This window comes from Streptomyces sp. NPDC085944, assembly GCF_040686295.1.
Lineage (GTDB): Bacteria > Actinomycetota > Actinomycetes > Streptomycetales > Streptomycetaceae > Streptomyces > Streptomyces salinarius.
The window spans coordinates 297,271-309,541 of sequence record NZ_JBFBJX010000006.1 but is presented as its reverse complement, the minus strand read 5'-3'; the positions used below and the strand labels follow the sequence as shown (position 1 = coordinate 309,541).

Here is a 12,271-nt window from a genome sequence, read left to right as displayed (position 1 = left end):
CCGCACGACGAGCAGACAAGCACGACGAGTACGACAACAGCGATTCAGGCGCTGTCCTCACAGACGCCCGGCCGGATCCCGTGGGGGGAATCCGCACCGGGACATGGGAAGGCGCCCTGGTTCGTCGGCCCGTGGGGGGACCGGCGCCAGGGCGCCTTCTTTCTTACGTTTGGGCAACGCCCCAAAGGGGCTCGGGACTGTGCGGATATGCGGCTGCCGCCACGCGGGCGCGACCAGCCACAAGACTGCCCCGCAGCCGCCCGCACCCCTCAGCGACGAACTCTTGGGCGCACGGCACCGGCACCGGCACGCACCGCGCCCGCACCGCCACCGGCAGATGTCAGCGCGCCTCGACGGGAACGAAGTCGCGCTCGACGACGCCCGTGTAGATCTGGCGCGGGCGGCCGATGCGGGAACCCGGCTCCTTGATCATCTCGTGCCACTGGGCGATCCAGCCCGGCAGCCGGCCGAGGGCGAACAGGACCGTGAACATCTCGGTCGGGAAGCCCATGGCCCGGTAGATGAGGCCGGTGTAGAAGTCGACGTTCGGGTAGAGGCTGCGCGAGACGAAGTAGTCGTCGGAGAGCGCGTGCTCCTCCAGCTTGAGGGCGATGTCCAGCAGCTCGTCGGACTTGCCGAGCGCGGACAGCACGTCGTGCGCGGCGGCCTTGATGATCTTGGCGCGCGGGTCGAAGTTCTTGTAGACCCGGTGGCCGAAGCCCATCAGGCGGACGCCGTCCTCCTTGTTCTTCACCTTGCGGATGAAGGAGTCGACGTCGCCGCCCGCGTCGCGGATGCCTTCGAGCATCTCCAGCACCGACTGGTTGGCGCCGCCGTGCAGCGGGCCCCACAGGGCGTTGATGCCGGCGGAGATCGAGGCGAACATGTTCGCCTGCGAGGAGCCGACCAGGCGGACGGTGGAGGTCGAGCAGTTCTGCTCGTGGTCCGCGTGCAGGATCAGCAGCTTGTCGAGGGCCGCGACGACCGTCGGGTCCGGCACGTACTCCTGCGCCGGGACCGAGAACGTCATGCGCAGGAAGTTCTCGACGTAGCCGAGGTCGTTGCGCGGGTAGACGAACGGGTGGCCGATCGACTTCTTGTACGCGTAGGCCGCGATCGTCGGAAGCTTCGCGAGCAGCCGGATCGTGGAGAGGTTGCGCTGACGCTCGTCGAACGGGTTGTGGCTGTCCTGGTAGAAGGTCGACAGCGCGGAGACGACCGACGACAGCATGGCCATCGGATGGGCGTCGCGCGGGAAGCCCTTGTAGAAGTTCTTGACGTCCTCGTGCAGCAGGGTGTGCTGCGTGATCTCGTCCTTGAACGCGGACAGCTCGTCGACGGTCGGCAGCTCACCGTTGATCAGCAGGTAGGCGACCTCGACGAAGGAGGAGCGCTCGGCCAGCTGCTCGATCGGGTAGCCGCGGTACCGCAGGATGCCGGCTTCGCCGTCCAGATAGGTAATGGCGGATTTGTAGGCGGCGGTGTTGCCGTAACCGCTGTCCAGCGTCACCAGCCCCGTCTGGGCGCGGAGCTTCCCGATGTCGAAGCCCTTGTCGCCGACGGTGCTGTCGATCACCGGGTAGGTGTACTCGCCATCGCCGTACCGCAGTACTACAGAGTTGTCGCTCACGTCTTCCCTCACCGACGTAGTGCCTCATCTTCGAGGTGCCCTGACTGTCTCTACCATCCCCCACTTGACTGAGGAGAGTGCACTCGGGGTCGCCATCGGGCCTATTGGCGGCACTCAGTGCCGCCAACTTGCTCATCCTGCCCCCTGCGGGGCCCATTCGGAAGTGCTGTGTGACCTTTCCGACTCGTTTGATCGATCATTTTTTTCACACGGGCCGGGAGGCTTACGGGAAGGCTTCAGGGCCGGGGGCCCGCCAGCCGGAAGTCGAGCGCCGTGCAGCGCCGTCCGGCCGACACCGTCCGCACCGCCTGCCCGATCGCCTTGCGCGATCCGACGAGCACGACCAGCGTCTTCGCCCGGGTGACCGCCGTGTACAGCAGGTTGCGCTGAAGCATCATCCAGGCGCCGGTCGTCACGGGGATCACCACCGCCGGGTACTCGCTCCCCTGGGACCGGTGGATGGTCACCGCGTAGGCGTGCGCCAGTTCATCGAGTTCGTCGAAGTCGTACGGCACCTCCTCGTCCTCGTCCGTCAGCACGGTGAGGCGCTGGTCCACCGGGTCGAGCGAGGTGACGACGCCGACGGTGCCGTTGAAGACGCCGTTCTCGCCCTTCTCGTAATTGTTGCGGATCTGGGTGACCTTGTCGCCGACCCGGAAGACCCGGCCGCCGAACCGCTTCTCCGGCAGGTCCGGGCGCCCCGGGGTGACGGCCTGCTGGAGCAGCCCGTTCAGCGTCCCGGCACCGGCGGGTCCCCGGTGCATGGGCGCCAGCACCTGCACGTCCCGGCGCGGATCGAGCCCGAACTTCGCGGGGATGCGCCGCGCGGCGACATCCACGGTGAGCCGCCCGGCCTCCTCCGTGTCGTCCTCGACGAAGAGGAAGAAGTCCTTCATCCCGTCGGTGACGGGATGCTGCCCGGCGTTGATCCGGTGCGCGTTGGTGACCACGCCGGACTGCTGCGCCTGGCGGAAGACCCGGGTGAGCCGGACGGCGGGCACGGGACTGCCGGGCGCCAGCAGGTCCCGGAGCACCTCCCCGGCCCCGACGCTGGGCAACTGGTCGACGTCCCCGACGAGCAGCAGGTGGGCGCCCGGCGGCACGGCCTTGGCGAGCTTGTTGGCGAGGAGCAGGTCCAGCATCGACGCCTCGTCCACCACCACCAGGTCGGCGTCGAGCGGCCGCTCCCGGTCGTAGGCCGCGTCGCCGCCGGGCTTCAGCTCCAGCAGCCGGTGCACGGTGGACGCCTCGGCGCCGGTCAGCTCGGCGAGCCGCTTGGCGGCCCGTCCGGTGGGCGCGGCGAGCACGACCTTGGCCTTCTTGGCCCGCGCCAGCTCGACGATCGACCGCACGGTGAAGGACTTGCCGCAGCCGGGCCCGCCGGTGAGGACGGCGACCTTCTCGCTCAGCGCGAGCTTGACGGCGGCCTCCTGCTCGGGCGCGAGGTCGGCGCCCGTGCGCCCCTTCAGCCACCCGAGCGCCTTGTCCCAGGCCACGTCCTGGAAACCGGGCATCCGGTCGTCGCCGGTGTGGAGGAGACGGCGCAACTGCCCGGCCAGGGCCAGCTCGGCCCGGTGAAAGGGCACGAGATAGACGGCGGTGATCGGCTCGCCCCCCTCCGGGTGCGGCACCTTCTCCCGCACGACCCCGGGGTCCTCGTCCGGGTCCTCCGGCTCGGCGGCCAGCTCGCCCAGGCACTCGATGACGAGCCCGGTGTCCACCTGGAGCAGCTTCACCGCGTCGGCGATCAGCCTCTCCTCGGGGAGGTAGCAGTGCCCCTGGTCGGTGGCCTGCGACAGCGCGTACTGCAGCCCGGCCTTGACCCGCTCCGGGCTGTCGTGCGGGATCCCGACGGACTGGGCGATCTTGTCGGCGGTGAGGAACCCGATGCCCCAGACGTCGGCGGCGAGGCGGTAGGGCTGGTTCTTCACGACGGAGATCGAGGCGTCCCCGTACTTCTTGTAGATCCGCACGGCGATCGACGTGGACACCTCGACGGTCTGGAGGAAGAGCATGACCTCCTTGATCGCCTTCTGCTCCTCCCAGGCGTCGGCGATCTTCTTGGTCCGCTTGGGCCCGAGTCCGGGCACCTCGATGAGTCGCTTGGGCTCCTCCTCGATGATGGTGAGGGTGTCCAGCCCGAAGTGCTGCGTGATCCGGTCGGCGAAGATCGGCCCGATCCCCTTGACGAGCCCGGACCCCAGATAACGCCGGATGCCCTGCACGGTGGCGGGCAGCAGCGTCGTGTAGTTCTCGACGTGGAACTGCTTGCCGTACTGCGGGTGCGACCCCCAGCGCCCCTCCATCCGCAGCGACTCCCCCACCTGCGCGCCGAGCAGCGCGCCGACGACGGTGAGCAGATCGCCGGCGCCTCTGCCGGTGTCGACGCGGGCGACCGTGTAGCCGTTCTCCTCGTTGGCGTACGTGATCCGCTCCAGGACGCCTTCGAGCGTGGCGAGCCGCCGCTCGCCGGGGGCCGCGGGGGGCTGGGTGGGCATGGGTCGACGGTACCGGTGGGGACTGACAGGGCGGTCGGAGAGTCGCCTTCTCAGTACTCTGGGCTCATGGACTACGCCAAGATGCGCGCCATCGCCGCAGAGCTCGGGGCCTACTCGGAGCAGCTCGAGGGGTCGTGGAGTGTGGAGATCGGGCCGTCCGGTCCGATACTGGCGATGATGTGCCCGTCGAAGCGGCACGAGGGTACTGTCCGCCGCATCTGCAAGCAGTTGGACGCGCAACTGCCCCGCACCGACCCCGGCTACATCTGCGCGAACGGCCCCGAGATCGAGCACCCGGCCATCGGCCGCATGCGCCGCCCCGACGCCGTGGTGATCCCGGAAGCCACCCTCGACGAAGAGGGCCTGGCCGTCGATGCGACGCAGGTGCTGGCTGCCGTCGAGATCGTCTCGCCCTCCAACCCGAGCAACGACTACGACGAGAAGCTGGCCGACTATCCGGCCATGGGCATCCCGCACTACATGATCGTCGACCCGCGCACCGGCACGATCGAGGTGCACTCCGAGCCGTGCAAGGGTCGCTACAGCAACAAGGAGCCGTACATCTTCGGCGACTCGGTGCCGTTCGGGCCGTGGACGGTGGAGACGTCGGAGTTCCGCAGGTACGGCAGGGACGGTTAGCAGCGGGCGGGCGACTTGAGGGCGTCAAGGAAGGGGGCGAAGGCCTCCACCGGGACGGTGAGGATGGCTGGGGCGGGGTCCTTGCTGTCGCGGACGGCCACGTGGGTGGGTGAGGTGGCTATCTCCACGCAGTTGTTGCCGTCGCCGCCACCGGAGTACGAGGACTTGCGCCAGTTGTCAGGGGTGGTCACAGTGCCTCACAGTTCCTTGGCCAGGCTCTGGATGAAGTCACGCGACCGGTTGCGATCGAGCGACACGTCCCTCACTGTACGGAAGACCGTTCGAAGGACTCCGAGTTGGGCATCGGAATCGATGAAGCCGGTGCCATGCGGCGCATCGCGGACGGCGGTGTCCAGCTTCGGCACATCACCTCCGGCCAGCATCATGGGGCTCCAGGTCCCACCGAAGCCGTCCAGATCGAAAGGGATCACGCGCACGGTGACGTGGTCGGCATCGGAGACTTCCAGTACACGGGCCAGCTGTGCCCGCGCGGTGGTGCGATCCCCCACCCTGATACGCAGCGCCGCTTCGTGGACAACGGCCTCGTACGGTACAGGGGTTGGACCGTCCAGGACCGTCTTGCGCTGCATGCGGTGCCGGACCCGCAGGTCCAGTTCCTCAGGAGGCAGTTCGGGGACTCTGGAGGCGAAGGCGGCGCGGGCGTAGTCCTCGGTCTGGAGCAGGCCGGGCACAAACAGGAACTCGAGGTCAGACCGGTATGTGGAGTAGTGCTCCAACTCCGCGAGATCCAGAAATGACGTAGGCAGGAAGCCCCGGTACTCCTCCCACCATCCGCGCGCCCGATCGGTCGCCATGACGACCAGGGCATCGACGAAGCCCCCGTCCGTGCACGAGTAGTGGGCCGCGAGACGGCGCAGTCTCTCCTCACTCACACCTGCGAGTCCGGACTCGATGTGACTGATCTGCACTCGATTGGTCCCGAGAAGCGCCGCCGCCTCGGTGGCGGACAGCCCAGCCGCGTCGCGAAGCCTGCGCAGTTCAGTCGCCAACCGCATCTGGCGCGCAGTGGGCTCACGCCTCAAGACCATCAACGACTCCTCGGCTCAACGCACCTGTCGGGGCGACTCGTTCGGGTCCAGATTAGGCGATCCACTTGCTCCGTATGACATGTTAGCCCTACCTTCAGTGACGCGACGCACACCGTGCGGCACCGGGTCACCGGAAGCGCACCGCCCCGTCCTGCCATGACGGCTGCGGCAATGACACCGGCCCCGCCTCTCACCCCACCGCCCTCTGCGAGGAGTCCCGCATGCCCGAAGACGAACCCTGGGAGTACTCCCTCTACATCCCCAACGACCTGCGCGCCGTCACCATCAGCCGCCGCACCCTCCGCCTCGTCCTCACCATGCACGGCCTGATCCGCCTCGTGGACGTGGCCGAGCTGCTCGCCGCCGAGCTGGTCTCCAACGCCGTACGGCACACCAAGGGCCCCGCCGCCCTCCGCATCCGCTGGTCGCCGCCGGGCACGCTGCGGATCGGGGCCTGGGACGCGGACCCCGAACCGCCGGAGCCGCCCGCGCGGTTCGAGAAGGTGACGGAGCTGGAGGAGGGGCGGGGGCTGGCGCTGGTGCGGGCCTGCGCCGACGTGTGGGGCTGGCACCCGCTGGCCCGACACGGCAACCGGGGGAAGTACGTGTGGTGCGAGCTGTCGGCGGCCTGAACGGGGCGGCCCCGTTATTCACTTGTCCGGACCGGGGATCTTCCGGACGCTCGGCACATGACGGGAAGCGAACTCAATCGCCGGCTGGTCTCGGCGGCCCTGTCGGGTGACGCCGACACCGTGCGGGACCTGCTGCACGAGGGGGCGGATCCGAACACGTCGGACACCGAAGGGGGACTGCCGATCCTGTGCGCGGCCGTCGCGGCCTACGACGCGTCGGTCACCGAAGCACTGATGGACGGCGGGGCCGATCCGGACCGGGAGCTTCCGGACGGGGGTACGCCGCTGTGGCGGGCCTTGGACAGCGGATCCCCGGCCGTCTTCGAGTCGGCACTCGGCAAGGAACCCCGGCTGCGGCTGCCGGAGCAGGAGCGTGAACGGCTGCTCGCCCGCGCCCGGAGTTGGTACGAGACGGGCCCGGTCGAAGGGCTGCGGCGCAGGACGGGGGCACGAGGGTCCGCGGTGTCGGTCCGGGTGACGGACGGCGATTACGACTGGGTCGACCAGTACGCCCTCGGCGGCCTCGTCGTGCGGGCCGGGCACGGTGCCGTCCTGACCTCGCTGGAGTGGTCGTTCCGCATCGCGACTCCGGTCGAGCAACTGATCGATCGCGCCGTCCGCATACCCGACGAGGAACATGTGGACTGGTCGGCGGTGTGGCTCACGCTCACGCGGCGCCACTGCGAGGAAGTCCTGTCGGCCACGCCGGCACAGCGCGACCACCCCGATCCGAGGCACCGCCGCTTCGTCGCGGACTACCTGCGTGCACGCGGGATCATCGCGTGCGGCCCCCCTCCGCAGAGCGGGAGAGCGGAACCCTGGCCGCCTGGGCGACGCGGGAGCCGGACGGTGCTGTGCTCGCGAAGGTGCTGGAGGCCTTCGCGGAGTACGAGCATCCCGACATGGAGGCGACAGGACTGCACCACGCCTCGCATCCGGATCCCCGCGTGCGACTCCGCGCGACCACCGTCCTCGACGCGTCGGAGGCCCGCTCGCGCGAGACCCGCACGGCCCTGCTCACCCTCCTCGGCGACTCCGACGCCCGCGTACGGTTGGAGGCGTGCCGGGCCGGCCTGCAGGACGACGCCCTCCTCGCCCCCGCCGCCGAGGAGTTGGTCCGCCTGGCCGAGGGACCGTACGAGCAGCTGCGAGGCGGGGTGGCGGAGGCGCTGGCCTCCTCCCGGGCCCGTACGCCCGCCGTCGCCGACGCCCTGGCCGCACTGCTGGCCGACGGCAACCACCTCGTACGCCTGGAAGCCGCCTACGGCCTGGCCCTGCGTGACGATCCGCGTACCGGCGAGGCGATCGAGCGGGTCGGGCCGCTCGGTGTCGGGTTCGAGCACGACCACAGGGTCGACGCGCTGTGGGACTGGAACCGTGTCGCCAACAGGCCGTGGCGGCTCTCGGTGGGAGCAGGGGACGCGGGGGAGGCCCGTCACCAGGCACCGCCTGACCCGGTCCTTCGTCGTCATCACTCCTACGATTGACGTGGGTCGTAAGAAAAAGGGGGCCGAATGGACCGGACCGTACGCTCCGTCGAGGACGTACTCGTGCTCTTGGACGGGCTCTTCGCATCCGAATCCGAGGCCGGCCTGGCGACGGGCGACGGTAAGGGCTTCTGGGACCGCTTCTATGCCGACCGGTCGAGGCCGGTCCCGTTCTTCGCGGCGAAGCCGGACGAGAACCTGGCCGCCTACCTCGACCAAGGCTTGATCGTTCCCGGTCGGGCCCTGGACCTGGGGTGCGGGCCGGGCCGCAATGCCGTGTACCTCGCCTCGCGCGGCTTCGACGTGGACGCCGTCGACCTCTCCCCGGTAGCCGTCGCCTGGGGTGAGGACCGGGCTCGCGAGGCCGGAGTCGACGTCCGTTTCCTGTGCGGTAACGCTTTCGACCTCCCCTCTGCCGAGTGGAGCGGCCCGTACGACCTGGTCGTCGACTCGGGGTGTTTCCACCACCTACCGCCGCACCGCCGCGTCAGCTACCTGACCCTCCTCGACCGGGTCCTCGCCCCTGGCGGCCACCTTGCGCTCACCAGCTTCGCCGCCGGGGCGGGAATGGGGTCGGAACTAGCGGACGCCGACATCTACCGCGAACGCGAGTTGCAAGGTGGCCTCGCCTACACCCCCGAATCGCTGCGCTGGATCTTCTCTGACCTGGTGGAGGTGGAACTGCGCCGGATGCGGGAGGAGCCCCTTGAATCAGCACTGTTCGGCGTAGCCTCCCTGTGGACCGCGTTGTTCCGCTCGCAGCCTGCCTGCGGAGAGTGCACGGCCGGCTCATCCGGATCGGCCGCGAGGCGTTGCGGTGCCTGCTCGCCCGCCGTGGCGTCACCCCCAACCACACTGTGCAGACGCGGGCCCTGCACGCCTGCCTCCGCCGGCGCAACGGCGACGCCCGCCACCGCGATGTCCTGGCCGCCGAACGCAAGGAGCGCGCCCGCATTCGCAGCAAGAAAGGGATCCGCCGGGGCAGACGCCCCCTCGCCACCGCAGCCTGAACGATCCGACGAATACACGCGGCCACAGCACTGACGAGCAGGGGCTCACGGGGCAGGCTCGTGGCCATGGACTGATGCGGGCGAGAGCATCTCCTGAAGGATGCGCTGCAGCTCGGTGCGGTCCTGGGGGGTGACCCTCGCCAACCTGCGGTCGTACTCCGCCGCGAGGGCCGCAAGTGCACGATCCCGTGCCTCTGTGCCCTCAGCGGTCAGTACGAGCCGGTGACGGCGCAGGTCCGCCTCGTCGATCTCGCGGCGGATGAAGCCCTTGGCGACGAGGTTGCGGACGTAGACCGTCACGCTCGCCTTGGGCAGCAGCAGTGCCGTCGCGATCTCGGCCGGGTACGGCGACGCCTCCACCTCGGCCAGGACGAAGAACTCCTTCGTCTCCAACCCGAGCTCGGACAGCTCCTCCGTACAGGCATCCATCACGACTGCCAGCAGCCGCTGGTTCAGCGTCCACAGCTGCGCCCCGTCGACCGACATGCGACCCCTCCTCCATGTGGTACGGTTTCGTATTAGTTCCAGATCGTACAAAGAGAGTCTTGTACTGGACTCCTGTGGAACAACAATCTCACGAAGGAAGCCAGGCATGATTCGGCACCTCACGATCCCGCGCGGTCCCATCGACCTCGCCGCTGACCTCCACCTGCCCGACAACGCGGACAGCAGCGCACCGCTGCGCGCCGTCGTGCTCTCCACCCCGGGCAGCAGCGTGAAGGAGCAGATCGGCGCCAACTACGCCTCCCGCCTCGCCGCCCGCGGCATCGCGGTGCTCGTCTTCGATCCCGCTCATCAAGGGCAGAGCGGCGGCGAGCCACGCGACCTCGAAGACCCCTACCGCCGCGGTGAGGACATCTCCTACGCCATCGACGCGCTCACCATGACCCCCGGCATCGACCCGCAGCGCATCGGCGTCCTCGGTATCTGCGCCGGCGGCGGCTACGCCGTGCACACCGCCCGCACGGACCACCGCATCAAGGCGGTCGGGACCGTGGCCCCCGGCAACATGGGCACCTCGTTCCGCAGCTTCCAGCCTGACGGCCCGGCCGCCGCACTCGACGCCCTCGCCGACGCGCGCATCGAAGAGACCCGCTCCGGCGAGCTCACCCGTGCGAACTGGCTGCCCGACACCCTGGAGGACGCTGCGGCAGCAGGTCTGACCGATATCGACACCACGCAGGCGATCACCTACTACCGCACCGAGCGGGGCGGCAACGAGCACTCCACAAACCGCCGCCTCTCGCGCGGCGACTCCCTCCTACTGGGCTACGACGCGTTCCACCTGGTCGACCAGCTCATGACCCAGCCGCTGCAGGTCATCCTCGCCGGACGCATCGGCAACACCGGCTCCTACGAGGCGGGCATGCACCTGTGGAAGATGGCCCCCAACCCGGTCGACCTCATGGTGATCGAGGGCGCCGGCCACTATGAGATGTACGACGAGCCCGAGTACGTCGACGCCGCCGTCGAACGTCTCACCAACTTCTACGTCAACAACCTGTAGGGCATCCAACCCGGCGGACCTTCCCGGTCAGAGCACTAGATGTGGCCGTGGAGCTGGTCCTTTCCCATGTCGTACGCGGCGAACGGATGCCGGACGCCATGAAGGCGGGTGCGGGTCGCACGGCGCCCCGGCGTCCAACTCTTCTTCCACCTGCCCGCAGGGCTCTTGCCGATCACGCTCTTCGGCATCTTCGTTCTGCTCACGGCGCTTCCGCTGCGCCGAGCACTCGCGTCGGGTGGCGACGTCGATGCCTGCGCTTCTTCTCCCGTCGAAGCGGGATGACGCACAGTGCGTCGGCCCGGCCGGGCCGCCTCCCGTGGCTCCGGCAGTCCATCGTGAGCATCGCTCAGGCCGGGCCCTTTCACACGCTCGCCGACTGGTACGACTCCCTCGCGCCTGACGACGACCGCCCCCGGCTCCCGGTCAGCCCGTGATCGAGAAGAAGAGCGTGTCCTGGGTGTACCAGTCGACCTCCTTCGTGGCGTACTCCCACTCATCGTGCTCGCATTCGAGCTTCTCGATCACCTCGCGGACGTCGTGACGGAAGTCCTCGTCCATCCGGTCCAGCACCGCGCGGTAGGCGTCCGCCATCGGCTTGGCCCTGGCCAGCGGGAGCATGCCGATGTGCGGCCCGTCCACGGGATACGGGAGGGAGAAGGGCATCCCGGCCGGGGGGCCGGAGAAGAGATGGTCGTGCAGGAGGAGGCCGGGGTCCACGCCCAGGCGGCGCAGCTCCTCGTCGAGCAGCCCGAAGAAGGTGGACGGCTTGGAGTACACGCCCAGGTCGGACGGGTCGGAGGCGTTGCAGTCGATGACGATCTGGAGCGCGTGGTGGTAGGCGCTCGCCGCGCCCTCCGCCTTCGCGCTCGCGTGGCCGGCCACCAGGTGCTCGAGCGCGTCGGTTATGGACAGGCCCAGGTCGATGTCCTGCCGGTCCAGGTCGCGTTGGCGCTCCCGCGCCTGCTCGCGCATCATGCCGAGACAGCTCCGCTGATCAGCCGTCAGTTCACCAGCGGCTCCCAGGAAGGCGAGGACGTCGGCCTTGTCGGCCGTGCGGTACGAGATGATCCGGCTCATGATCGGCATACTGCCAGCCGGCACCGACAGCGGCCCTCACAGCGCCGCGAACAACCCCGCCAGCGGGGCCGGTGTGCGGGCCGGGTCCAGGGCCTCCACCAGCACCCGGCCGTAGCGGATCTTGCGGCCCGCCTTGGTGCCGAGGAAGCGGCGGAGCTGCTGCTGGGCGGCGCGGCCCTGCTGGGCGGGCTGCTGGAGGAAGGTCTGCAGGCGGCGTGACTCGCCCTCCGTCTCGACGAGTTCGGTCACCGTGCGCACGCCCAGCGCGCGGATCAGCTCGTCCTCCAGGTCGGCCGCGCAGACGAAGAGGCTCTGCGGTGACGCGTCGGCGCGCTTCAGGGCCCGGGCGTAGAAGTCCTGCTCCCGTTCGTCGCACAGGCCCACCAGGCGGAGGTCCAGGCCGGAGGGCCCGAGGAGGCCGGCGAAGCGGCCGACGCTCATCGCGCCGCCCATCGGGAGCACGCAGACGCCCTCCGCCGCCAGGTCCCGGCCGTGCCGTGCGGCCATCGCGTCGACGGCCGCCGCGTCGCTCGGTCCTTCGAGGAGGACGGCGGTGTGGACGAGCAGCCGGTCGGCCAGCTCGTGGGCCGGGCCGCCGGGGCCGCCGACCGCCCACGCGGTGACCGCCTTGCGCAGTGCCCCCATGTCCGTCATGGGGAAAGTCTCCCGCCGTTGCCCGGCGTCGCGGTAGTGGTTTTTGACATGCAGCCCATTGGCTGCCTATCGTTGAAGGCAGCCAATG

At 69.4% G+C, this 12,271-nt stretch carries 12 protein-coding genes and 3 pseudogenes; 7 read left to right on the top strand and 8 right to left on the bottom strand.

Annotated features, from left to right (window positions below):
• Positions 1-340 precede the first annotated feature (340 nt).
• On the bottom strand, positions 341-1,630 hold the full coding sequence (locus tag AB0P07_RS14585) for a citrate synthase (protein WP_365549928.1): 1,290 nt from the start codon (positions 1,628-1,630) through the stop codon (positions 341-343).
• Positions 1,631-1,866: 236 nt separating this feature from the next.
• On the bottom strand, positions 1,867-4,128 hold the full coding sequence (locus tag AB0P07_RS14580; protein WP_365549925.1) for an ATP-dependent RecD-like DNA helicase: 2,262 nt from the start codon (positions 4,126-4,128) through the stop codon (positions 1,867-1,869).
• Positions 4,129-4,194: 66 nt separating this feature from the next.
• Here AB0P07_RS14580 and AB0P07_RS14575 point away from each other — a divergent pair, with 66 nt between their 5' ends.
• Positions 4,195-4,767 (top strand): Uma2 family endonuclease, encoded by a 573-nt coding sequence (locus tag AB0P07_RS14575; protein ID WP_256110132.1) that lies wholly within the window; start codon positions 4,195-4,197, stop codon positions 4,765-4,767.
• Here the strand turns inward: AB0P07_RS14575 and AB0P07_RS14570 are convergent.
• Positions 4,764-4,958, bottom strand: coding sequence for a DUF397 domain-containing protein (locus AB0P07_RS14570; protein ID WP_365549921.1), 195 nt, complete (start codon positions 4,956-4,958; stop codon positions 4,764-4,766). The two genes, AB0P07_RS14575 and AB0P07_RS14570, sit on opposite strands and share 4 nt — an antisense overlap.
• A 6-nt stretch (positions 4,959-4,964) precedes the next feature.
• Positions 4,965-5,816, bottom strand: a complete 852-nt coding sequence (locus tag AB0P07_RS14565; protein ID WP_365549918.1) for a helix-turn-helix transcriptional regulator — start codon at positions 5,814-5,816, stop codon at positions 4,965-4,967.
• Between the two features lie 221 nt (positions 5,817-6,037).
• On the opposite strand from AB0P07_RS14565, the gene AB0P07_RS14560 reads away from it, so the two are divergent.
• The 5 genes and pseudogenes from AB0P07_RS14560 to AB0P07_RS14540 all read left to right on the top strand — a co-directional run.
• The gene (locus AB0P07_RS14560; RefSeq protein WP_365549915.1) at positions 6,038-6,448 is read left to right on the top strand and encodes an ATP-binding protein; all 411 of its coding nucleotides are present in this window, start codon (positions 6,038-6,040) and stop codon (positions 6,446-6,448) included.
• A 57-nt stretch (positions 6,449-6,505) separates the two neighbouring features.
• Positions 6,506-6,715, top strand: a pseudogene (locus tag AB0P07_RS14555) (hypothetical protein); the annotation flags it as partial.
• A gap of 515 nt (positions 6,716-7,230) precedes the next feature.
• A complete protein-coding gene (locus tag AB0P07_RS14550; RefSeq protein ID WP_365549913.1) occupies positions 7,231-7,935 on the top strand; it encodes a HEAT repeat domain-containing protein in 705 nt (234 codons plus the stop codon).
• Positions 7,936-7,962: 27 nt separating this feature from the next.
• A pseudogene (locus AB0P07_RS14545) lies at positions 7,963-8,697 on the top strand (class I SAM-dependent methyltransferase); the annotation flags it as partial.
• Positions 8,698-8,780: 83 nt separating this feature from the next.
• Positions 8,781-8,945: pseudogene (locus tag AB0P07_RS14540) on the top strand (IS630 family transposase); the annotation flags it as partial.
• Between the two features lie 45 nt (positions 8,946-8,990).
• On the opposite strand, the gene AB0P07_RS14535 reads toward AB0P07_RS14540, so the two are convergent.
• Positions 8,991-9,431: a MarR family transcriptional regulator gene (locus AB0P07_RS14535; protein WP_365549910.1), complete on the bottom strand. Its 441-nt coding sequence runs from the start codon at positions 9,429-9,431 to the stop codon at positions 8,991-8,993.
• On the opposite strand from AB0P07_RS14535, the gene AB0P07_RS14530 reads away from it, so the two are divergent.
• A complete protein-coding gene (locus AB0P07_RS14530) occupies positions 9,430-10,452 on the top strand; it encodes an alpha/beta hydrolase (protein ID WP_365549908.1) in 1,023 nt (340 codons plus the stop codon). The two genes, AB0P07_RS14535 and AB0P07_RS14530, sit on opposite strands and share 2 nt — an antisense overlap.
• 35 nt (positions 10,453-10,487) lie before the next feature.
• On the opposite strand, the gene AB0P07_RS14525 is transcribed toward AB0P07_RS14530, so the two are convergent.
• The 3 genes from AB0P07_RS14525 to AB0P07_RS14515 all read right to left on the bottom strand — a co-directional run bounded on the left by AB0P07_RS14525 (position 10,488) and on the right by AB0P07_RS14515 (position 12,183).
• Positions 10,488-10,655 carry a hypothetical protein gene (locus tag AB0P07_RS14525; protein ID WP_365549905.1) on the bottom strand — a complete coding sequence of 56 codons (168 nt, stop codon included), beginning with the start codon at positions 10,653-10,655 and terminating at the stop codon, positions 10,488-10,490.
• Positions 10,656-10,875: 220 nt separating this feature from the next.
• Positions 10,876-11,529 (bottom strand): hypothetical protein, encoded by a 654-nt coding sequence (locus AB0P07_RS14520; protein WP_365549902.1) that lies wholly within the window; start codon positions 11,527-11,529, stop codon positions 10,876-10,878.
• A gap of 36 nt (positions 11,530-11,565) precedes the next feature.
• Positions 11,566-12,183 (bottom strand): TOPRIM nucleotidyl transferase/hydrolase domain-containing protein, encoded by a 618-nt coding sequence (locus AB0P07_RS14515; RefSeq protein WP_365549899.1) that lies wholly within the window; start codon positions 12,181-12,183, stop codon positions 11,566-11,568.
• Positions 12,184-12,271 lie beyond the last annotated feature (88 nt).

What these genes read in the sequence shown, in the direction of transcription:
- AB0P07_RS14580 (WP_365549925.1), bottom strand. Translation starts at nt 4,128, where the DNA reads ATGCCCACCCAGCCCCCCGCGGCCCCCGGCGAGCGGCGGCTCGCCACG.
- AB0P07_RS14575 (WP_256110132.1), top strand. Translation starts at nt 4,195, where the DNA reads ATGGACTACGCCAAGATGCGCGCCATCGCCGCAGAGCTCGGGGCCTAC.
- AB0P07_RS14565 (WP_365549918.1), bottom strand. Translation starts at nt 5,816, where the DNA reads ATGGTCTTGAGGCGTGAGCCCACTGCGCGCCAGATGCGGTTGGCGACT.
- AB0P07_RS14560 (WP_365549915.1), top strand. Translation starts at nt 6,038, where the DNA reads ATGCCCGAAGACGAACCCTGGGAGTACTCCCTCTACATCCCCAACGAC.
- AB0P07_RS14530 (WP_365549908.1), top strand. Translation starts at nt 9,430, where the DNA reads ATGCGACCCCTCCTCCATGTGGTACGGTTTCGTATTAGTTCCAGATCG.
- AB0P07_RS14535 (WP_365549910.1), bottom strand. Translation starts at nt 9,431, where the DNA reads ATGTCGGTCGACGGGGCGCAGCTGTGGACGCTGAACCAGCGGCTGCTG.
- AB0P07_RS14520 (WP_365549902.1), bottom strand. Translation starts at nt 11,529, where the DNA reads ATGAGCCGGATCATCTCGTACCGCACGGCCGACAAGGCCGACGTCCTC.
- AB0P07_RS14515 (WP_365549899.1), bottom strand. Translation starts at nt 12,183, where the DNA reads ATGACGGACATGGGGGCACTGCGCAAGGCGGTCACCGCGTGGGCGGTC.